Annotated in this window: 18 protein-coding genes; 10 read left to right on the top strand and 8 right to left on the bottom strand. The window is 71.5% G+C overall.

What is annotated here, in order from left to right:
* The first annotated feature begins 64 nt into the window (after window positions 1–64).
* The 4 genes from lspA (at window position 65) to BLW57_RS28435 (ending at window position 3,834) form a co-directional block, all read left to right on the top strand.
* Entirely contained in the window at window positions 65–673 is a 609-nt protein-coding gene (gene lspA / locus BLW57_RS28420) for a signal peptidase II (RefSeq protein ID WP_093478388.1), read from the top strand.
* A 92-nt stretch (window positions 674–765) separates the two neighbouring features.
* Window positions 766–1,710, top strand: a complete 945-nt coding sequence (locus tag BLW57_RS28425; RefSeq protein ID WP_093478390.1) for an RluA family pseudouridine synthase — start codon at window positions 766–768, stop codon at window positions 1,708–1,710.
* Window positions 1,707–2,174 (top strand): GNAT family N-acetyltransferase, encoded by a 468-nt coding sequence (locus tag BLW57_RS28430; protein ID WP_093478391.1) that lies wholly within the window; start codon window positions 1,707–1,709, stop codon window positions 2,172–2,174. Before BLW57_RS28425 ends, BLW57_RS28430 begins: the two co-directional genes overlap by 4 nt.
* A 73-nt stretch (window positions 2,175–2,247) precedes the next feature.
* Window positions 2,248–3,834, top strand: coding sequence for a Na+/H+ antiporter (locus BLW57_RS28435; protein ID WP_093478393.1), 1,587 nt, complete (start codon window positions 2,248–2,250; stop codon window positions 3,832–3,834).
* 30 nt (window positions 3,835–3,864) lie between these two features.
* Here the strand turns inward: BLW57_RS28435 and BLW57_RS28440 are convergent, their stop codons facing one another.
* Window positions 3,865–4,971: a mechanosensitive ion channel family protein gene (locus BLW57_RS28440; protein ID WP_093478394.1), complete on the bottom strand. Its 1,107-nt coding sequence runs from the start codon at window positions 4,969–4,971 to the stop codon at window positions 3,865–3,867.
* A gap of 107 nt (window positions 4,972–5,078) precedes the next feature.
* On the opposite strand from BLW57_RS28440, the gene BLW57_RS28445 reads away from it, so the two are divergent.
* Entirely contained in the window at window positions 5,079–5,651 is a 573-nt protein-coding gene (locus tag BLW57_RS28445; RefSeq protein WP_093478396.1) for a dienelactone hydrolase family protein, read from the top strand.
* Between the two features lie 21 nt (window positions 5,652–5,672).
* Here the strand turns inward: BLW57_RS28445 and BLW57_RS28450 are convergent, their stop codons facing one another.
* The 4 genes from BLW57_RS28450 to BLW57_RS28465 form a co-directional block, all read right to left on the bottom strand.
* Window positions 5,673–7,343: an alkaline phosphatase D family protein gene (locus BLW57_RS28450; protein WP_093478398.1), complete on the bottom strand. Its 1,671-nt coding sequence runs from the start codon at window positions 7,341–7,343 to the stop codon at window positions 5,673–5,675.
* Window positions 7,344–7,435: 92 nt separating this feature from the next.
* A complete protein-coding gene (locus tag BLW57_RS28455) occupies window positions 7,436–8,251 on the bottom strand; it encodes a thioredoxin domain-containing protein (RefSeq protein WP_093480931.1) in 816 nt (271 codons plus the stop codon).
* 133 nt (window positions 8,252–8,384) lie between these two features.
* Window positions 8,385–9,071, bottom strand: coding sequence for a hypothetical protein (locus BLW57_RS28460; protein WP_093478400.1), 687 nt, complete (start codon window positions 9,069–9,071; stop codon window positions 8,385–8,387).
* Window positions 9,072–9,138: 67 nt separating this feature from the next.
* Complete coding sequence (locus tag BLW57_RS28465; protein WP_093478401.1) at window positions 9,139–10,464, bottom strand: DUF2252 domain-containing protein; 1,326 nt, start codon at window positions 10,462–10,464, stop codon at window positions 9,139–9,141.
* Between the two features lie 248 nt (window positions 10,465–10,712).
* Here BLW57_RS28465 and dnaE point away from each other — a divergent pair, with 248 nt between their 5' ends.
* Window positions 10,713–14,252 (top strand): DNA polymerase III subunit alpha, encoded by a 3,540-nt coding sequence (dnaE, locus tag BLW57_RS28470; protein ID WP_093478403.1) that lies wholly within the window; start codon window positions 10,713–10,715, stop codon window positions 14,250–14,252.
* A gap of 104 nt (window positions 14,253–14,356) precedes the next feature.
* Here dnaE and BLW57_RS41550 read toward each other — a convergent pair whose 3' ends face one another.
* Window positions 14,357–14,521, bottom strand: a complete 165-nt coding sequence (locus tag BLW57_RS41550) for a hypothetical protein (RefSeq protein WP_176985764.1) — start codon at window positions 14,519–14,521, stop codon at window positions 14,357–14,359.
* A 225-nt stretch (window positions 14,522–14,746) separates the two neighbouring features.
* Between BLW57_RS41550 and BLW57_RS28475 the strand changes: the two genes are divergently transcribed.
* From BLW57_RS28475 to BLW57_RS28490, 4 genes are all read left to right on the top strand, one after another.
* Window positions 14,747–15,970: an NYN domain-containing protein gene (locus BLW57_RS28475; RefSeq protein ID WP_093478404.1), complete on the top strand. Its 1,224-nt coding sequence runs from the start codon at window positions 14,747–14,749 to the stop codon at window positions 15,968–15,970.
* 58 nt (window positions 15,971–16,028) lie between these two features.
* Window positions 16,029–17,042: an ABC transporter ATP-binding protein gene (locus tag BLW57_RS28480; protein WP_093478406.1), complete on the top strand. Its 1,014-nt coding sequence runs from the start codon at window positions 16,029–16,031 to the stop codon at window positions 17,040–17,042.
* Between the two features lie 64 nt (window positions 17,043–17,106).
* Window positions 17,107–17,928, top strand: coding sequence for an ABC transporter permease (locus BLW57_RS28485; RefSeq protein WP_093480932.1), 822 nt, complete (start codon window positions 17,107–17,109; stop codon window positions 17,926–17,928).
* A gap of 34 nt (window positions 17,929–17,962) precedes the next feature.
* Window positions 17,963–18,589 (top strand): AAA family ATPase, encoded by a 627-nt coding sequence (locus BLW57_RS28490; protein WP_093478407.1) that lies wholly within the window; start codon window positions 17,963–17,965, stop codon window positions 18,587–18,589.
* Between the two features lie 30 nt (window positions 18,590–18,619).
* On the opposite strand, the gene ybaK is transcribed toward BLW57_RS28490, so the two are convergent.
* On the bottom strand, window positions 18,620–19,123 hold the full coding sequence (ybaK, locus tag BLW57_RS28495) for a Cys-tRNA(Pro) deacylase (RefSeq protein WP_093478409.1): 504 nt from the start codon (window positions 19,121–19,123) through the stop codon (window positions 18,620–18,622).
* An 11-nt stretch (window positions 19,124–19,134) separates the two neighbouring features.
* Entirely contained in the window at window positions 19,135–19,875 is a 741-nt protein-coding gene (locus BLW57_RS28500; protein WP_093478410.1) for an LON peptidase substrate-binding domain-containing protein, read from the bottom strand.
* Window positions 19,876–19,883 lie beyond the last annotated feature (8 nt).

Below are 19,883 nucleotides of genomic sequence, written 5' to 3' on the forward strand. Positions count from 1 at the left end.
CGAGGGCCCCTCGGCACGTGCCGTACTCTCGTCCTCAGTCAGGCACCTAGGTTGAGGGACTCACGTGGCAGAGGCGGAGCGCATCATCGGTACGCCGGACACCCCGGAAGACAGCGGCGAGCGGACGGCGGCGGCCGGCGCGACCGGCGTGGGCGAGCGGCAGACCCAGGCGGAGCGGCGCACGGGCCGCGGGCGCCGTATCGCCGTGCTGTTCGCGGTGGCCGCGTTCGCCTACGCCGTCGACCTGATCAGCAAGCTGCTCGTGGTGTCAAGGCTGGAGGGCCGCGCGCCGATCCGGCTCGTCGGGGACCTGCTCGAACTGCACGCCATCCGCAACCCGGGCGCCGCCTTCGGCTTCGGCGCGGCCTTCACGATCATCTTCACGCTGATCGCCGCCGCCGTGATCGTGGTCATCATCCGCCTGGCCCGCAAGCTGTACAGCTTCCCCTGGGCGGTCGCCCTCGGCCTGCTGCTCGGCGGCGCGCTCGGCAACCTCACCGACCGGATCTTCCGGGCCCCGGGGATCTTCGAGGGCGAGGTGGTGGACTTCATCGCGCCCAAGGGCTTCGCGGTGTTCAACCTCGCCGACTCGGCGATCGTCTGCGGTGGCATCCTGATCGTGCTGCTGTCCTTCCGCGGCCTGGACCCGGACGGCACGGTCCACAAGGACTGAGCCGGCGCACGAGGACCGCGTCGACGGGTCCCGCGGCGGAGTTGTCCACAGGCCCGTGCGGGAGCGTCCGGCCGGTCCGGCATACTCGACGGGTGAGCACAGTTCCCGAGGTCCGTACCCTGCCCGTGCCCGACGGCCTGGAGGGCGAGCGCGTCGACGCCGCCATCTCCCGCATGTTCGGCTTCTCCCGCACGAAGGCGGCGGAGCTGGCCGCGGCCGGCAAGGTCCAGGTCGACGGCACGGTGGTCGGCAAGTCCGAGCGGGTGCACGGCGGGGCCTGGCTCGAGGTCGAGATGCCGCAGGCGCCCGCGCCGGTCCAGGTGGTGGCCGAGCCGGTCGAGGGCATGGAGATCGTGCACGACGACGACGACGTGGTCGTGATCGTCAAGCCCGTGGGCGTGGCCGCACACCCGAGCCCCGGCTGGAGCGGACCGACCGTCATCGGCGGCCTCGCGGCCGCCGGGTACCGGATCTCCACCTCCGGCGCCGCCGAGCGCCAGGGCATCGTGCACCGTCTCGACGTCGGCACCTCCGGACTGATGGTGGTCGCCAAGTCGGAGCGTGCCTACACGTCGCTCAAGCGCCAGTTCAAGGAGCGCACGGTCGACAAGCGGTACCACACCCTGGTCCAGGGCCACCCGGACCCGACGAGCGGCACGATCGACGCCCCGATCGGCCGCCACCCGAACCACGACTACAAGTGGGCGGTCACCGCCGAGGGCAAGCCCTCCGTGACCCACTACGACCTCATCGAGGCTTTCCGCGCCGCCTCCCTGCTCGACGTGAAGCTGGAGACCGGCCGCACCCACCAGATCCGGGTCCACATGTCCGCCCACCGCCACCCCTGCGTCGGCGACCTCACCTACGGCGCCGACCCGACCCTCGCCAAGCGGCTGGGGCTGACCCGCCAGTGGCTGCACGCCGTCCGGCTGGGCTTCGAGCACCCCGGGGACGGCCAGTGGGCGGAGTTCGAGAGCGCCTACCCCGAGGACCTGGAGAAGGCCCTCGAGCAGGTCCGCGAGGAGACGTGGGCATGAGCGGCCCGTACACCCTGCGGGTCGCCGAGGACCCGGCCGACCGCGAGGCCTGCTTCGCGGTCCGCAAGGAGGTCTTCGTCGTCGAGCAGGGCGTCGACGAGGACATCGAGTACGACGCGTACGACGCCGTGGCCGTGCACGTCCTGGCGGTCCGCGCCGACGGCGTGCCGCTCGGCACCGGGCGGCTGCTGCACGGGGAGGCGGCGGCCGCGAAGACCGGCGGCGACCCGGCGGTGGGCTCCCTCGGGCGGCTGGCCGTCACCCAGGACGCGCGCGGGCTCGGGGTCGGCGCCGCCCTGGTGCGGGCCGTCGAGGACGCGGCCCGCGCGCGCGGCCTCGCCGCGGTGGACCTGCACGCCCAGACCCACGCCCTGGGCTTCTACGAGCGCCTCGGCTACGAGGCGTACGGCCCGGAGTTCCCCGACGCGGGCATACCGCACCGGGCGATGCGCCGCGCTCTGTAGAGCCACGCTTTCCCGCCTGGCGGATGGCAGGCTTGAGGTCTGCGTGTGATCGTCGACCCCCGGAGCGCCGGCCGTGGATCAGTTGGCTCTGTTGTTCGTCCTGCTGCTCGGGGCCCTGGTGAGCGTCCCGTTGGGGGACCGGCTGGGACTGCCGGCGCCCGTGCTGATGACGCTGTTCGGCGGGGCGCTGGCGGTGGCCGACTTCGTCCCCAACGTGAACATCCCGCCGGAGCTGATCCTGCCGGGTCTGCTGCCGCCGCTGCTCTACGCCGCGGTGCGCCGCACCTCCTGGCGGCAGTTCGCGGCCAACGTCCGCCCGATCTTCCTGCTGGCCGTCGCCCTGGTGTTCGTGACGACGGTGTGCGTGGCGTTCGTCGCCAACGCGATCGTGCCCGGACTGCCGATGGCCGCGGCCGTCGCCCTCGGCGCGCTGATCGCCCCGCCCGACCCGGTCGCCGCGACGAGCGTCGCCGGACAGCTCGGGCTGCCGCGCCGCCTGGTGTCGATCCTGGAGGGCGAGGGGCTCTTCAACGACGTCACCGCCATCGTGCTGTACCACGTGGCGATCGCCGCCGCCGTGAGCGGCACCTTCTCACCCTGGCGGGCCGGTCTCGACCTCGTGCTGTCCGCCGTCGTCGCGCTGGCCGTCGGACTGGTGCTCGGCTGGGGCGCGAACAGGCTGATGGATCTGCTGGGGGACCCGACCCTCCAGATCGGCATGACCCTGCTGGTGCCGTACGCCTCCTACGTCCTCGCGGAGAAGCTGCACGGCTCCGGGGTGCTCGCCGTGCTCACCACGGCGCTGTTCCTCGCCGAGTACGCCACCGACGCCGACGACGTGATGACCCGGCTCGCCGGGCACACCTTCTGGGACATCATCGACACCCTCGTCACGGGCGTCGCCTTCGGACTCATCGGCCTGGAGCTGCACAACGCGATCCGCACGGCCGCGGGCCGGTGGGGCGAGATGCTCGGCTGGGCCGCCGCCGTGGTGGGCGTGGTGGTCGTCGTACGGCTGGTGTGGCTGCTGCCCGCCACCTGGCTCACCAAGCGGCTGCACGCCCGCCGCGACTACGACGAGGAGATCCCGGTGAGCTGGCGGGAGACCGTCGTGATGTGGTGGTCCGGGATGCGCGGGGTGGCCTCCGTGGCGCTGGCGCTGGCCGTGCCGCTGGAGACGGACGCCGGGACGCCGTTCCCCGACCGGGACGAGATCATCTTCATCGCGTTCGGGGTGATCGTCGCCACCCTGGTGCTCCAGGGACTGACCCTGCCGTGGCTGGTGAAGCGGCTCGGGGTGCAGGCGGACTCCGAGCGGGAGAAGGACTTCGAGAAGGAGCTCGCGGTGCGGGCCGCGAAGGCGGCCAAGCGCAGGCTGCGGGAGATCGAGCAGGTGGAGGAGCTGCCCGAGGAGCTGTCCGAGCAGATGCTGCGGCGGGCCTTCGACATCGGCATCCGGATCAGCCCGGACATGGGGGAGGAGGAGCGCCGCGAGGCGCAGCACCAGCGGGCCAAGCGGATCAAGCGGGTGCGGCGCATCCAGAACGAGATGCTCAGCGCCGCCCGGCACGAGGTGCTGGCGGCGCGGAGCGAACCGGGGGCGGACCCGGAGATCGTGGACCGGGTGCTGCGCCATCTCGACGTACGCAGCCTGCGCTGAGGCCGGCCCGCCCCCGGCGGGCGGTGCCCGTCAGCCGCGGCCCGTACGCGGGAAGTCGTACGCCCTGCGGAGCGAGGAGCTGTCCGGGGACGGGACCCGGTAGGGCGGCAGGACCGCGTCGGAGGTGTTGACCCGCGGCAGCGCGTACGGGTGCTCCGTGGACAGCCAGGTGATCATCTCCTCGCGGACCGCGACCCGCACCGTCCAGATGTCGTCGGCGTCCTTCGCGGTCACCAGCGCCCGCACCTGGATGCTGTTCGGGGTCGTGTCGGTCACCACGAGGTTGCAGGCGCGGCCGTCCCAGGCCGGGCACTGGCGCAGGATGTCCCGCAGCTTCTCGCGCATCGCCTCGACGGGTGCGCTGTGGTCCAGGTGCCAGTAGACGATGCCGGTCATCTGCGGGGTGCCGCGGGACCAGTTCTCGAACGGCTTGGACGTGAAGTACGACACGGGCATGGTGAGCCGGCGCTCGTCCCAGGTGCGGACCGTCAGGAAGGTCAGGGTGATCTCCTCGACCGTGCCCCACTCACCGTCCACGACGACCGTGTCGCCGATGCGCACCATGTCGCCGAAGGCGATCTGGAGCCCCGCGAACAGGTTCGACAGCGTGGACTGGGCGGCGACACCGGCCACGATGCCCAGGATGCCGGCGGAGGCCAGCAGTGAGGCGCCGGCCGCGCGCATCGCCGGGAAGGTCAGCAGCATCGAGGCGATCGCCACGACGATGACGACCGCCGACACCACCCGCATGATCAGCTCGACCTGCGTGCGCACCCGGCGCACCCGGGCCACGTCCCGGTGGGCGCGCGCGTAGCGGTTGTAGGAGGTCTCCACGATCGCCGCGGCGATCCGGATGACGAGCCAGGCCGCGGAGCCGATCAGCACCAGGGTCAGCGTCCGGCCGATGCCGACCTGGTGGGCCTCCAGCACCTTCGTCTGGTCGTAGGAGCCTCTGAGCAGCGCGGCGCACAGGACGAGCTGGTAGGGGATGCGGGCGCGCCGCAGCAGCTCCCACAGCGGGGTCTCGGCGTTGCGCTCGTCGGCCTTGCGCAGCAGCAGGTCGGTGGCCCAGCCGATGGCCACCGTGAGCAGCACCGAGCCGCCGAGCACGATCAAGGGACGGAGTACGTTCTCCATGCCTCCGCGCCTAACCGGTCTCGCGGGCTCATGAACATGTGAGTTCCGGCACGGCCTGGGTAGGGCCGCGCTGGGGCCGGGCCGATCCCGGCTGGCACCATGGCCTCATGAACATCATGCTCTTTCACTCGACCTACGGCCTGCGGCCCGCGGTGCGCGAGGCCGCGGACCGGCTGCGCGCGGCCGGCCACGAGGTGTGGACGCCGGACCTCTTCGAGGGACGCACGTTCGACACAGTCGAGGAGGGCATGGCGTACAACGACGAGCTGGGCAAGGAGGAGCTGCTCAAGCGGGCGGTGCTGGCGGCGGCGCCGTACTCGGACCGGGGCCTGGTCTACGCCGGGTTCTCGCTCGGCGCCTCCATCGCCCAGACCCTCGCCCTCGGCGACGACAAGGCGCGCGGGCTGCTGCTCCTGCACGGCACCTCGGACATCGCGCCGAACGCGGAGGCGGACGGGCTGCCGGTGCAACTGCACGTGGCCGAGCCGGACCCGTTCGAGACGGACGACTGGCTGAGCGCCTGGTACCTGCAGATGGGGCGGGTGGGCGCCGACGTCGAGATCTACCGCTACGCCGGGGCCGGCCACCTCTATACCGACCCCGAGCTGCCGGACTACGACGCGGAGGCCGCCGAGGCCACCTGGCGGGTGGCGCTCGGCTTCCTCGAGTCGCTGGGCTGAGCGGGACGCTCCGGCGGGCGCCTACACCGGGTCGTAGGTCCGCTCGATCTTCTGCGTGCCGCTGCGGGTGCGGTACGAGCGCGTCCAGCTGGACGTGGCGTCGGGGCTGGTGCGGTCGGACAGGACGTAGTAGTCCATCTGCGCGTGGTCCGCGGTGATGTCCAGGACGCCGTAGCCGTGCCGGTCGGTGTCCACCCAGTGGACGTGCCGGTTGGCGGCCTTGATGACCGGCGAGGCGATCGCGGAGACCGTGCCCTCGGGGACCTTCACGATGTCGTCGAGGTTGTCGGAGGTCACCGAGGTGATCACGAACTCGGTGGCCGCCGACGCCGACAGCGGGTAGGTGCCCGCGTCCACCGGCACGTCGTTGGCCCACGCCATGTGGATGTCACCGGTCAGGAAGACCGTGTTGCCGATGGCGTTGGAGCGCAGGTGGGCCAGCAGCTCGCGGCGGTCGTCGGTGTAGCCGTCCCACTGGTCGGTGTTGGCGGCGATGCCCTCCTGCGGCAGCCCGAGCAGCTTGGCGAGGGGCTTGAACAGGTCGGCGGAGAGCGAGCCGAAGGAGAACGGCGAGATCATCACGGAGTTGCCGACGAGCCGCCACTTGGTGTCGGACGCCTTCAGCCCGGCCTTCAGCCAGTCGAGCTGGGCCCGCCCGGTGATCGTGCGGTCCGGGTCGTCCACCGAACCGCTGGCCGTGCCGGCCTGCTGGGAACGGAACGAGCGCAGGTCCAGCAGGGACAGGTCGGCGAGCTTGCCGAAGCGCAGCCGGCGGTAGGTGGTGCCGGCGATCGCGGGACGGACCGGCATCCACTCGAAGTAGGCCTGCTTCGCGGCGGCCTGACGGGACGTCCAGGTGCCCTCGGCGCCCTCGGTGTGGTTGACCGCGCCGCCCGACCAGGCGTTGTCGGCGAACTCGTGGTCGTCCCAGATCGCGACGACCGGCGCCTTCAGGTGCAGCGCCTGGAGGTCGGGGTCGGTCTTGTACTTGGCGTGCCGGGTCCGGTAGTCGGCGAGGGTGAGGATCTCGTTCGCCGGGGCGTGCGGGCGTACGACCTTGCCGCGGGCCGCGTACTCGCCGGACTTGTACTCGTAGACGTAGTCGCCGAGGTGCAGCCAGGCGTCCAGGTCGTTGCGGGCGGCGAGGTGGCGGTAGGCGGAGAAGTAGCCCGCCTCCCAGTTGGCGCAGGAGACCACGCCGAAGCGCAGGGAGGAGACGGCCGCGTCCGCCGCCGGCGCGGTGCGGGTGCGCGCCACCGGGGAGTCGGTGCCGCCGGCGGTGAAGCGGAACCAGTAGTCGGTGGCCGGGTCCAGACCGCGGATGTCGGCCTTGACCGTGTGGTCGGAGGCGGCCGTCGCGGTGGTGGAGCCCTTGGCGACGACGGCCGTCAGCGCCTTGTCCTTGGCGACGACCCAGCTGACCTGGGTGTCCGGGCCGACGCCAGAGCCGGGTATCGCGTCCGGGGTGGGGGTCACACGGGTCCACAGCAGGACGCCGTCGGGCAGCGGGTCGCCGGAGGCGACGCCGTGCAGGAAGGCGGGGGCGTCCGTGGCGGCGCGGGCCGGGAGCGCGGCGGCCAGCGGTCCTGCCAGGACAGCAGTCGCCGCCGCGGCCTTGACGACCGTACGGCGGCGGGGCGAAAGCGAGTTGAGGCCCTGGGACGCCTCGGATGATCTGTATCGACTGGTCACGACCGATCAGGTTACTGATCGGTATGCGCGAGAGTGGGCGAACGTCGAATGTTCGCCCACTCTTCACGTCGAGGCCCGTTTGTGAGGAGCCGTCAGCCCTTGAGGGCCGCGCCCACCACCCGGTTGAAGTCGGCCACCGTCAGCAGCGGGGTGCCCTGGCTGTCGGCGGTGAGCTTCTTGCCGTCCATGACGAAGCCCGGAGTGCCGGTGACACCGTCCTTGTTGGTGTCGAAGGTCTTCGACATGGCCATCGCCCAGGCGTCGTAGGTGCCCTTCTTCACGGCGTCGTCGAACTTGGCGTTGTTCTTCAGCGCCGGGACGGTGTCGGCGATCTTGATGAGGTAGTCGTCGTCCTTGAACTTGTCGTCCGCCTCTTGCGGGTGGAACTTCGTGGAGTACAGCGCGCTCTTGTACTCGAGGAAGGCCTCCGGGGAGACGTTCAGCGCGGCACCGAGGGAGCTCAGCGCGTTCTTTGAGCCCTCGCCGTCGCCGCGGTCCAGGAACGTGGCGCCGATGAACTGGATCTTGAACTTGCCGTCGTCGAGGTCCTTCTTCACCGTGGTGCCCACGGTCTGCTCGAACTGGGCGCAGACCGGGCAGCGCGGGTCCTCGTAGACCTTCAGGGTCTTCTTGGCGGTGTCCTTGCCTATGACGACCGTCGTGCCGTCCGTGCCCGAGGTGTTGGCCGGAGCGGTGACCTTGGCGTCCTTCAGACCCTCCCAGTAACCGGGCTTGTTCATCTGGACGACGGCGTAGCCGATGCCGCCGGCCGCGGCCAGCACGGCCACCACCGAGGCGGCCACGACGACCTGCCGCCTGGCCTTGTCCCGCTTGGCCTGCCGCTCGCGCTCCTCGCGCAGCCGCTCCCGGGCCGCCGTCTTCGCCGACTGGCTGTTCCGCTTGCTCATCTTGGTGATCTCCATGTGGGACGCGCACGTGCCGTACGCGGATACGTGTGGGGGACTGGTCGTGCTCAGCGGCCGTCGCCCGCGGCGGAGCCGTTCGGCTCGCCGGGCCGGCCACGAGGGACGCGGTCCTCGCTCAGGCGAGGGCGGCGACGGGCGAGCATGGAGGTCCACGCCGTCCCAGGGAGTGCACGAGAAGCCGGTCGCGGGCGGTGCCGCGGCGCGGGGCCGGGCGGGGCAGCCGGCGCACCGGCGCCGGCCGCACGGTGACCGCGGCCACCGCCAGCAGCAGCGGCCGGAAGGTGGTGGCGGCGACCGCGCGCAGCAGTTGCGTCAGCGCCCGCTCGCCCCGGCGCAGCCAGGCGGCGGCGAGCAGGCCCACACCGACGTGCGCGGCGAGCAGCAGCCAGGCGGCGGCCGGGCTGGCGTGGGAGAGCAGCGCGGCCGCCCGGTCCGGGCCGCCGGCCACCTGCGCCAGCGGGGTGCCCACCGGCCCCTCGCACAGCACGTCCAGACCGAACGCGTGCAGCGGGCCGGCGATCGGGCCGCCGGCCCGGCCGTAGCAGGCGTCCTGGCCGGTGGTGAACACCGTGTCGGCGGCCAGCTCCAGCGGGATGAGCAGGGCCGCGATCCGGCCGAAGCCGCGCTCGCGGCCCGCCAGCGCGTACGCGGTGACGAACACCCCGGCGGCGACCGCGGTCACGGTCGCCACCGGCAGGGGGGCCCGGGACAGCAGCACGTGCGACGCGGTGCTGAGCGTCACGGCGAAGGCCGTGAACAGCGCCGCGCGCACGGCTCTGAGCTGGGTCCCGGAAATGTCCATAGCGAGAGGAGAGTGTGTCACGTACGCGAGTAAGGGACCCCTAAAGGGTGCCTGTGCGTACGGGACGTCACAGCCCCGGGATCCGGCCGTTGCGGAACAGGTCGAGGAAGATCTGGTGGTCGGCCCGCGCGCGTGCGCCGTACCCGTGCGCGAAGTCCACCAGGAGCGGCGCGAAGCCCTCCTCATCGGCCGCGAGCGCCGCGTCGATGGCCCGCTCGGTGGAGAACGGGACCAGGGACTCGCCGGACTGGTCGTCGGCCGCAGCGTGCATGGTGGCGGTGGCCCGGCCCAGGTCGGCGACGACGGCCGCGATCTCCTCCGGGTCGTCGATGTCGCCCCAGTCCAGGTCGACCGCGTACGGCGAGACCTCGGCGACCAGCTGGCCGGTGCCGTCGAGTTCGGTCCAGCCGAGCCACGGGTCGGCGTGTGCCTGCAGGGCGCGCTGGGAGATCACCGTGCGGTGGCCCTCGTGCTGGAAGTACTCCGCGATCGCCGGGTCCGTGATGTGCCGGGAGACGGCGGGGGTCTGGGCCTGCTTGATGTAGATCACCACATCGTTCTCGAGGGCGTCGCTGTGGCCCTCCAGCAGGATGTTGTACGACGGCAGGCCCGCCGAGCCGATGCCGATGCCCCGGCGGCCGACGACGTCCTTCACGCGGTACGAGTCCGGGCGGGCCAGCGAGGAGTCCGGCAGCGTCTCCAGGTAGCCGTCGAAAGCCGCCAGGACCTTGTAGCGGGTGGCGGCGTCCAGCTCGATGGCACCGCCGCCCGAGGCGAAGCGGCGCTCGAAGTCGCGGATCTCGGTCATCGAGTCCAGCAGCCCGAAGCGGGTGAGGGAGCGGGCGTCACGCAGCGCGTCCAGCAGCGGACCCTGCGCGGTGTCCAGCGTGAACGGCGGCACCTCGTCCCGCTTGGCACCCGTGGCCAGGGCGTGGACGCGCTCGCGGTAGGCGGCCGCGTAGACCGTCACCAGCTCGGTGATCTGCTCGTCGCTGAGCGCCTTCGCGTACCCGACGAGCGCGATCGAGGCCGAGAAGCGCTTCAGGTCCCAGGTGAAGGGGCCTACGAAGGCCTCGTCGAAGTCGTTGACGTTGAAGACCAGGCGGCCGTTGGAGTCCATGTACGTGCCGAAGTTCTCGGCGTGCAAGTCGCCGTGGATCCACACGCGCGAGGTGCGGTCGTCCAGGTACGGTCCGCCGCGCTTCTCGGCGTCGAGGTCGTGGTAGAAGAGGCACGCCGTGCCCCGGTAGAACGCGAACGCGGAGGCCGCCATCTTGCGGAACTTCACCCGGAACGCGGCCGGGTCGGCGGCCAGGAGCCGGCCGAAGGCGGTGTCGAAGACGGCGAGGATCTCCTCGCCGCGCTGCTCGTCGTTGAGCTGGGGGACCGACATCGCGGGGTGCCTCCTGGTGCATGACGGGTGGTGCGTGAATGTGCAGGTACGGGTCGGACGGCGCTTCCGCCGTCTCCAACGGGCGACGCCACGCGGGAGTGCCCGGTTCCCGCATGAAGGTACGCGGGGAAGGCCCGCGCGTGTCAGTACCGGGGCATAGACTTCGACGCTGTCCCCCAGACTGTCCGCAGTCGGTCCGCAGCCGGTCGGAAGATCGTCGACGCCCGTTTTCCTTGGAGGCCGAAACCGTGTCGAAGCCGCCGTTCACGCACCTGCACGTCCACACCCAGTACTCGCTGCTGGACGGTGCCGCGCGGCTGAAGGACATGTTCGACGCCTGCAACGAGATGGGCATGACGCACATCGCCATGTCCGACCACGGCAACCTGCACGGGGCGTACGACTTCTTCCACACCGCGAAGAAGGCCGGAATCACCCCGATCATCGGGATCGAGGCGTACGTCGCCCCCGAGTCCCGGCGGAACAAGCGCAAGATCCTCTGGGGCCAGCCGCACCAGAAGCGGGACGACGTCTCCGGCTCCGGCGGCTACACCCACAAGACGATGTGGGCCGTGAACCGGACCGGGCTGCACAACATCTTCCGCCTCTCCTCCGACGCCTACGCCGAGGGCTGGCTGCAGAAGTGGCCCCGGATGGACAAGGAGACCATCGCCCAGTGGTCCGAGGGCGTCGTGGCCTCCACCGGCTGCCCCTCCGGCGAGGTGCAGACCCGGCTGCGCCTCGGGCACTTCGACGAGGCCCTGAAGGCGGCCTCCGAGTACCAGGACATCTTCGGCAAGGACAAGTACTTCCTGGAGCTGATGGACCACGGCATCGAGATCGAGCGCCGGGTCCGTGACGGCCTGTTGGACATCGGCCGGAAGCTGGGCATCCCCCCGCTGGTCACCAACGACTCGCACTACACGTACGCGCACGAGGCGGGGGCGCACGACGCCCTGCTGTGCATCCAGACCGGCAAGAACCTCTCCGACCCGGACCGCTTCAAGTTCGACGGCACCGGCTACTACCTGAAGTCCACGGACGAGATGTACGCCATCGACTCCTCGGACGCCTGGCAGGAGGGCTGCGCCAACACGCTCCTCGTCGCCGAGATGGTCGACACCACCGGCATGTTCGAGGCCAAGAACCTGATGCCGAAGTTCGACATCCCCGACGGGTACACCGAGGTGACCTGGTTCAAGGAGGAGGTCCGCCGCGGGATGGAGCGCCGCTTCCCGGGCGGCATCCCCGACGACCGCCAGAAGCAGGCCGAGTACGAGATGGACGTCATCATCCAGATGGGGTTCCCGGGCTACTTCCTCGTCGTCGCCGACTTCATCATGTGGGCCAAGAACAACGGCATCGCGGTCGGCCCCGGCCGAGGCTCCGCGGCCGGTTCGATCGTCGCCTACGCCATGGGCATCACCGACCTCGACCCGATCCCGCACGGCCTGATCTTCGAGCGCTTCCTCAACCCCGAGCGCGTCTCCATGCCCGACGTCGACATCGACTTCGACGAGCGCCGGCGCGTCGAGGTCATCAGGTACGTGACGGAGAAGTACGGCGCCGACAAGGTCGCCATGATCGGCACGTACGGCAAGATCAAGGCCAAGAACGCGATCAAGGACTCCGCGCGCGTGCTGGGCTACCCGTACGCCATGGGCGACCGGCTCACCAAGGCGATGCCCGCCGACGTCCTCGGCAAGGGCATCGACCTGAACGGCATCACCGACCCCTCGCACCCGCGCTACGGCGAGGCGGGCGAGATCCGCGGGATGTACGAGAACGAGCCGGACGTGAAGAAGGTCATCGACACCGCCAAGGGCGTCGAGGGCCTCGTCCGTCAGATGGGTGTGCACGCGGCCGGCGTGATCATGTCCAGCGAGACCATCACCGAGCACGTCCCGGTGTGGGTGCGCCACACCGACGGGGTGACCATCACGCAGTGGGACTACCCGAGCTGTGAGTCGCTCGGCCTGCTGAAGATGGACTTCCTCGGCCTGCGCAACCTCACGATCATGGACGACGCCGTCAAGATGGTGAAGTCCAACAAGGACGTCGACATCGATCTGCTGAGCCTCCCGCTCGACGATCCGACGACCTTCGAACTGCTCCAGCGCGGCGACACCCTCGGCGTCTTCCAGTTCGACGGCGGTCCCATGCGCTCGCTGCTGCGCCTGATGAAGCCCGACAACTTCGAAGACATCTCCGCCGTGTCGGCGCTCTACCGGCCGGGTCCGATGGGCATGGACTCGCACACCAACTACGCGCTGCGCAAGAACAAGCTCCAGGAGATCACCCCGATCCACAAGGAGCTGGAGGAGCCCCTCGAAGAGGTCCTGGCCGTCACCTACGGCCTGATCGTCTACCAGGAGCAGGTGCAGAAGGCCGCGCAGATCATCGCGGGCTACTCGCTCGGCGAGGCCGACATCCTCCGCCGCGTGATGGGCAAGAAGAAGCCCGAGGAACTGGCGAAGAACTTCGTCCTCTTCCAGGACGGCGCCCGGAAGAAGGGGTACAGCGACGAGGCGATCCAGGCCCTGTGGGACGTCCTGGTCCCGTTCGCCGGCTACGCCTTCAACAAGGCCCACTCGGCCGCGTACGGCCTGGTGTCGTACTGGACCGCCTACCTGAAGGCGAACTACCCCGCCGAGTACATGGCCGCGCTCCTGACCTCGGTCAAGGACGACAAGGACAAGTCGGCGATCTACCTCAACGAGTGCCGCCGCATGGGCATCAAGGTGCTCCCGCCCAACGTCAACGAGTCGGTCCACAACTTCGCCGCCCAGGGCGACGACGTGATCCTCTTCGGCCTGGAGGCCGTGCGCAACGTCGGCACCAACGTGGTCGAGTCGATCATCAACAGCCGCAAGGCCAAGGGCAAGTACGCCTCCTTCCCCGACTACCTCGACAAGGTCGAGGCGGTCGCGTGCAACAAGCGCACCACGGAGTCGCTGATCAAGGCCGGGGCGTTCGACACCCTGGGCCACACCCGCAAGGGGCTCACGGCCCAGTACGAACCGATGATCGACAACGTGGTCGCGGTCAAGCGCAAGGAGGCCGAGGGGCAGTTCGACCTCTTCGGCGGCATGGGCGAGGAGACCAGCAGCGAGCCCGGCTTCGGCCTCGACGTGCAGTTCACCGACGAGGAGTGGGACAAGACCTATCTGCTCGCCCAGGAGCGCGAGATGCTCGGTCTCTACGTCTCCGACCACCCGCTCTTCGGCCTGGAGCACGTGCTGTCGGACAAGGCCGACGCGGGCATCGCCCAGCTGACCGGCGGTGAGCACTCCGACGGCGCGGTCGTCACCATCGGCGGCATCATCTCCGGCCTCCAGCGCAAGATGACCAAGCAGGGCAACGCCTGGGCGATCGCCACCGTGGAGGACCTCGCCGGCTCCATCGAGTGCATGTTCTTCCCGGCCACCTACCAGCTGGTGTCCACGCAACTCGTCGAGGACGCCGTGGTGTTCGTCAAGGGCCGCCTCGACAAGCGGGAGGACGTGCCCCGCCTCGTCGCCATGGAGCTGATGGTCCCGGACCTGTCCAACGCGGGCACCAACGCCCCCGTGGTCCTCACCATCCCGGCGGTGAAGGTCACTCCGCCGATGGTCAGCCGCCTCGGCGAGATCCTCAGCCACCACAAGGGCGACAGCGAGGTCCGGATCAAGCTCCAGGGCCCGCGCAAGACCACCGTGCTGCGCCTGGACCGGCACCGGGTCAAGCCGGATCCGGCCCTGTTCGGCGACTTGAAGGTGCTGCTCGGCCCGTCCTGCCTGGCGGGCTGAACGTCCCGGCGGCCCGTCCCGGACGCCGCACGGCCACCGCGGCACGCGAAGGGGCGCACCCACAACGGGTGCGCCCCTCTGCGTGCCTGGGCTTCAACTGCCCTTTAGTTGTGGCCGAATCGCTTCTGCTGCTTACGTGCAACATCCGCGGGGCTGCCCTGGATGTGCGACACCGGCTCGTGCTCCTCGGCCGTAGGACGCTGTGCGTGCTCGGTCTGCTGAGCGCGGTTCTGCGGGCCAGCCTGCTTGCGGTTCTTGTTCTTGGCCATGGTGATCTGCCTCCTGTGGGGGATCTAGGGGCCAGGGCCGGCTTCAGATTCACATACGCTGACATCAGGCGCATGTCGGATAATTACCGTGTGTGACAGGGTGGGTGGGCGAGCGAAGGCCGCAAACGCCACGCCGAAGATCGAGTTCGGGCCGTTAACCCCCGCGCCGTCGGGCAGACTCGAAGGAAGTCCGAAACAAAGCCTCCCGGGAAGAGGGTGAGTCGCGTGGACCGCTGCATCGTCCTGGTGGACGCCGGGTATCTGCTGGGTGCCGCCGCCAGCCTCCTCGCCGGCGAGCCCTCGCGGTCCCGGATCACCGTCGACCACCCCGCACTGATCCAGGCCCTGCGCGTACGCGCGGAGTCCGAGACCGAGCAGCCCCTGCTGCGCATCTACTGGTTCGACGGAGCCCCCGACCGGGTCCCCCAGCCGGAGCACCGCCGGCTGCGCGTGATGCCCCGGGTGACCGTCCGTCTCGGCGCCCTCACTCGCAGTGACGGACGCTGGGCCCAGAAGGGCGTGGACGCCGCCATGCACGCCGAACTGACCGAGCTGGCCCGCAACCGCGCCTGCTCCGACGTCGTCCTGGTCACCGGCGACGGCGATCTGCTGCCCGGCATGATGGCCGCCAAGGAGCACGGCGTCGCCGTCCACCTGTGGGCCGTCCAGGCCGCCGACGGCGACTACAACCAGTCCGAGGACCTGGTCGCCGAGGCCGACGAGCGGCGCGTGCTGGACCGGGCCTGGATCACCCAGGCCGTCCGCGCCAAGGAGCTGACCGGCGTCTGCGCGCCGCAGCCCGTGCCGCGCCCGGAGATCGCCGCGATCCTCTCCGCCCCGCTGCCCGAGTCCGCGCTCGCCGCCGCGGCCGACCGGACCGCCGAGCAGGTCCCGCACCCGCCGGCCGCCACCGCCGCCGAGAACGGCGTCCAGGAGCGGGTTCCCGCCCCCAAGGGCGTCCCCACCCCCAAGGACCTCGCCGCGCTGCGCGCACCCGGCACCCAGCCCGCCCAGGCCCCCACCACCGCGACCCTGCGCTGGTCCTCCGACAGGGGCTGGGTGGACCGGCCCGGCGCGGTGCCCGAGCCGCCCGAGGTCGCCTCCATGCCGACGCTCGCCCAGCTCACCACCGCCGAGCAGCGCTGGGCCGACCGCGAGGAGGACATCACGACCGTCGGCGGCGACCCGTACGAGGTCGGGCAGGTCTTCGCCCGCCGCTGGATCTCCCGCCTCGGCGACCAGGGGCAGCTGCAGAAGCTGTCGCAGATGTACCCGCGGGTCCCGCACCGCATCGACGGGGAGCTGCTGCGGTACGCGGCCCGGTTCGGTCTGCTCGCCCACAAGGACGACCAGATCGACGAGCACGACCGCTACGCCATCCGGGCCGGCTTCTGGCGCGAGATCGACGTCCCGGCGGCCGGGGAACAGCACGCGCCCGCCGTCGACTGAACCCCTGCGGCCGCCCCGGGGACGAGTGGGGGCCCCGGACCCCTTAGGCTCGTCCCTTGTGAGTACGCGCGCGGGACAGGACCTCCGGGACGACGAGGTCGTACGCGTGCGCGGGCTCAGCAAGACCTATCCGGCCGTTCGGGGGCGGCGCGGCGCGCCCGGCATCCCCGAGGTGCGGGCCACCGACGCGGTCGAACTGGACGTGCGCCGCGGCGAGGTCTTCGGACTGCTCGGGCCGAACGGCGCCGGCAAGTCCACCCTCGTACGACAGCTGACCGGCCTGCTGCGGCCGGACGCCGGCCAGGTGGAGATTCTCGGCCACGACGTCGTACGGCACCCGGAGCGGGCCGCGCGGATCCTCGCCTACCTGGGCCAGGAGTCCAGCGCCCTGGACGAGCTGACCGTCTCCCTGGCCGCCGAGACCACCGGACGCCTGCGCGGCCTGGAGGTACGGCGGGCGCGGGCCGAACGGGACGCCGTCCTGGAGGAGCTGGGCCTCACCCCGATCGCGGGACGTCCGCTGAAGAAGCTCTCCGGCGGGCAGCGGCGCCTCGCCTGCTTCGCCACCGCCCTGGTCGGGGAGCGGCCGCTGCTCGTGCTCGACGAGCCGACCACCGGGATGGATCCGGTGGCCCGGCGCGCGGTCTGGGCGGCCGTGGACCGGCGGCGCGCGGAACGCGGTACGACCGTCGTGCTGGTGACCCACAACGTCATCGAGGCCGAGACCGTGCTCGACCGGGTCGCCGTGCTCGACGAGGGACGGGTCATCGCCTGCGACACCCCGGCGGGGCTCAAGGAGCGGGTCGCCGACGAGGTGCGGGTCGAGCTGGTGTGGCGCGAGCACGCGCCGCTGGAGGTGCCCGAGGTCGCCGTCCTGCGCGAGCGGGCCGTGGAGTCCGGCCGGCGCTGGACGCTCCGGCTCGCGCCCGAGGAGGCACGCGCCGTGGTCGCCACGGTGACCGGTGGGGCGGCCTTCGCCGCGCTGGACGACTTCACGCTCGCCACGCCCAGCCTGGAGGACGTCTACCTGAAGCTGGGCGGCGCCGCCCGGCAGGGGCTGGTGAAGGCGTGAGCGCGCGGGGCGCCACGTGCGCAGCGATGTGCGCGACCGCCGTACGGAAGAGGAGCAGCTCGTCGTGAGTGCCGTACCCGCCGAGGTTCTGCCGGGCGGTGCCCGGGCCGTGCCGGAGACGGCGCGCGGCGCTGCCGAGCTCGGTCCGGCCGCCCGGCTGTGGCCGTCGCTGGTGGCCGTCTACCGGGCGCAGCTGTCCCGGGCCCGGGTGGCCCGCATCCCGCTGCTGTTCGTGGCCACCTTCCAGTCCGTCGGCATCACGGTGATGATGCGGGGTGTCGTCGACAGCGGCGGTGAGGCCCAGTCCGTGGTGGCGGGCTCGTCCGTGCTCGTCGTCGCGTACGTGGCGCTGAACCTGCTGTCGCAGTACTTCGGGCAGCTGCGGGCCAGCGGCGGGCTCGACCACTACGCCACCCTGCCGGTGCCGCCGGCCGCGGTGGTGCTGGGCGCGGCGGCGGCGTACGCCTCCTTCACCGTGCCGGGGACCCTGGTGACCGCCGTCTTCGGTTGCGTGCTGTTCGGGCTGCCGCTGGCCAACCTGTGGATCCTGGTGGCCGTGATCCCGCTCGCCGGGGCCGCGCTCGCCGGTCTCGGCGCCGCCTGCGGGCTGCTCGCGCCCCGGCCGGAGCTGGCCACGCTGCTCGGACAGCTGGGCATGTCGGCGGCGCTGCTGCTGGGTGTGCTGCCGGCCGACCGGATGCCGGAGATCGTCCGGCTGGCCCGTGATCTGCTGCCGTCGACCTATGGCGTGGAGGCGTACGCGCGGACCTTCGGGGCACACCCGGACTGGGCCGTCGTCCTGGTTGACCTGGGGGTGTGCGCGGGTGTCGGAGTGGTCTCGCTGGCCGTGGCGACCTGGGCGTACCGCAGGGCCGCCGTCCGGTGACGCGGCCCACAGCGCGACCTGGCACGATGTCAGGGTGACCGCACCGCTTACTCCGCCTCCGCCGCCGCATGACAACTCCCCGCACCAGGTCTGGCAGGCGTCGCCGCCCGCCGGGTCACCGGGCGCGGGAACGTACGGACAGGACGGCCCCGGCATGAAGACCGAAGTGCGGGAAGCCGCCGTGATCACGGTGGCGATGACGGTCTGCGGGCTGCTGCTGGGGCTGCTGTGGTGGTGGCTGGCGCCGCACGTGCCGCTGGTCGGTGACGAGAGCGGCGGCGGCTGGGTCGTCTACCTCAAGGACAGCGAGGGGGAGCAGGCGGCCGGTGTGGACGGCACGTTCACGCTGCTCGGCCTGGGCCTGGGACTGGTCAGCGCGGTCGTCGTCTTCCTGCTGCGGCGCCGCGGCGGTGTCCCGCTGGTGGTGGCACTGGGCCTCGGCGGACTGCTCGGCTCGCTGGTGGCCTGGCGGCTCGGGGTGTGGCTGGGGCCGACGTCGGACGTGCTCGCTCATGCGAAGGCGGTGGGCAAGGGGGTGACGTTCCCGGCGCCGCTGAAGCTGTCGGCCAAGGGGGCGCTGCTGGCCTGGCCGCTCGCCGCGGTACTGGTGCACCTGGGACTCACGGCGCTGTTCGGCCCCCGGGACCCGGAGCTGCAGTGACCGGGGCGGCGCCCAAACGGGCCGGCCCGGTCACCCCCGCCCGATGGGCGCCGTCACCGCGTTCGTGAGCTTGGCCAGGTCCGTCGGGGCGAGTTCCACCTCGAGGCCCCGCCGGCCCGCCGAGACGCAGATCGTCGGGTGCCCCTGCGCCGAGTCGTCGAGGACCGTCGGCAGCCTCTTGCGCTGGCCGAGGGGGGAGATGCCCCCGCGCACGTACCCCGTGGTGCGTTCGGCGAGCGCCGGGTCGGCCATGGCGGCACGCTTGCCGCCCACCGCGGCCGCCAGGGCCTTCAGGTCCAGGGAGCCGGCCACCGGGACCACGCCGACGACCAGGGCGCCGTCCACGTCGGCGACCAGCGTCTTGAAGACCCGGTCGGGGGAGACCCCCATCGCCTCGGCCGCCTCCTCGCCGTAGGAGGGGTGGGACGGGTCGTGGTCGTAGGCGTGGACCGTGAAGTCCACGCCCGCCGCCGTCAGGGCCACCGTCGCGGGCGTCCCCCCGGACTGCTGCTGCTTCTTCGGCTTCTTCGCCATCCCGGTCTTCCTCAGTTCAGGCTCGTCGGCGTCCGCGTCAGCTCGGACGCGGGCAGCGACGGCAGGCTGCGGATGATGGCCGTCTCGGCGCGCAGGAGCGTGAGCTCGTCCCGCAGCCGGGACGCGGTGTCGGGCGCCTGGAGCAGCCGCTGCTTGGTCGGGGTGTCGTGCACCATCGCCGCCGCCACCAGGTACGACACCACGCTCGGGTCGTCCGGCAGTTCGGCACCGGTGGTCAGCGAGCGCTCGCGGGCGCCCGCCAGGCGCTTCTGGTACTGGCGGAAGGAGCGCAGGACCCCTTCGGCCAGCGCGCCGGCCTCCTCGCCGGGCTCCTCGGTGAGCTCCTCCAGCTCGGCCGTCAGGTACGGACCCGAGGCGTCGACGGACAGCAGCCTCATCCGGCTCGTGCCGGTCGCGAGCACCTCGAACGTGCCGTCGGCCCGCTCGCGGATGGTCGCGGCGTCCGCCACACAGCCCACGGCGTGGACGGCCTTGAGGGGGTCGGGGCCGAAGCCGGCTGCCGGGCCCCGGTCGGGCTGTGCCGTGGGATCCGGCATGCCCGGGGCGCTGGGCGCCACCTCGTGCCCGTCGCGGATGGCGGCGACGGCGAAGCGGCGCGGCTCGTCCTCGGGGGTCTTCATCAGTTCGCGCATCATGGCGCGATAACGCTCCTCGAAGATGTTCAGCGGCAGCACGAGCCCCGGGAACAGCACCGAGTTCAGCGGAAAGAGCGGGAGACGGACGGTGGTCACGGCGCCCC

Source organism: Streptomyces sp. 1222.5, assembly GCF_900105245.1.
In the GTDB taxonomy this organism is placed as follows: Bacteria; Actinomycetota; Actinomycetes; order Streptomycetales; family Streptomycetaceae; genus Streptomyces; species Streptomyces albidocamelliae.

Excerpts from the sequence above, each read along its gene's own strand:
- BLW57_RS28430 (WP_093478391.1), top strand. The coding sequence starts at position 1,707 with ATGAGCGGCCCGTACACCCTGCGGGTCGCCGAGGACCCGGCCGACCGC.
- BLW57_RS28440 (WP_093478394.1), bottom strand. The coding sequence starts at position 4,971 with ATGGAGAACGTACTCCGTCCCTTGATCGTGCTCGGCGGCTCGGTGCTG.
- BLW57_RS28445 (WP_093478396.1), top strand. The coding sequence starts at position 5,079 with ATGAACATCATGCTCTTTCACTCGACCTACGGCCTGCGGCCCGCGGTG.
- BLW57_RS28455 (WP_093480931.1), bottom strand. The coding sequence starts at position 8,251 with ATGAGCAAGCGGAACAGCCAGTCGGCGAAGACGGCGGCCCGGGAGCGG.
- BLW57_RS28460 (WP_093478400.1), bottom strand. The coding sequence starts at position 9,071 with ATGGACATTTCCGGGACCCAGCTCAGAGCCGTGCGCGCGGCGCTGTTC.
- BLW57_RS28465 (WP_093478401.1), bottom strand. The coding sequence starts at position 10,464 with ATGTCGGTCCCCCAGCTCAACGACGAGCAGCGCGGCGAGGAGATCCTC.
- BLW57_RS41550 (WP_176985764.1), bottom strand. The coding sequence starts at position 14,521 with ATGGCCAAGAACAAGAACCGCAAGCAGGCTGGCCCGCAGAACCGCGCT.
- ybaK (WP_093478409.1), bottom strand. The coding sequence starts at position 19,123 with ATGGCGAAGAAGCCGAAGAAGCAGCAGCAGTCCGGGGGGACGCCCGCG.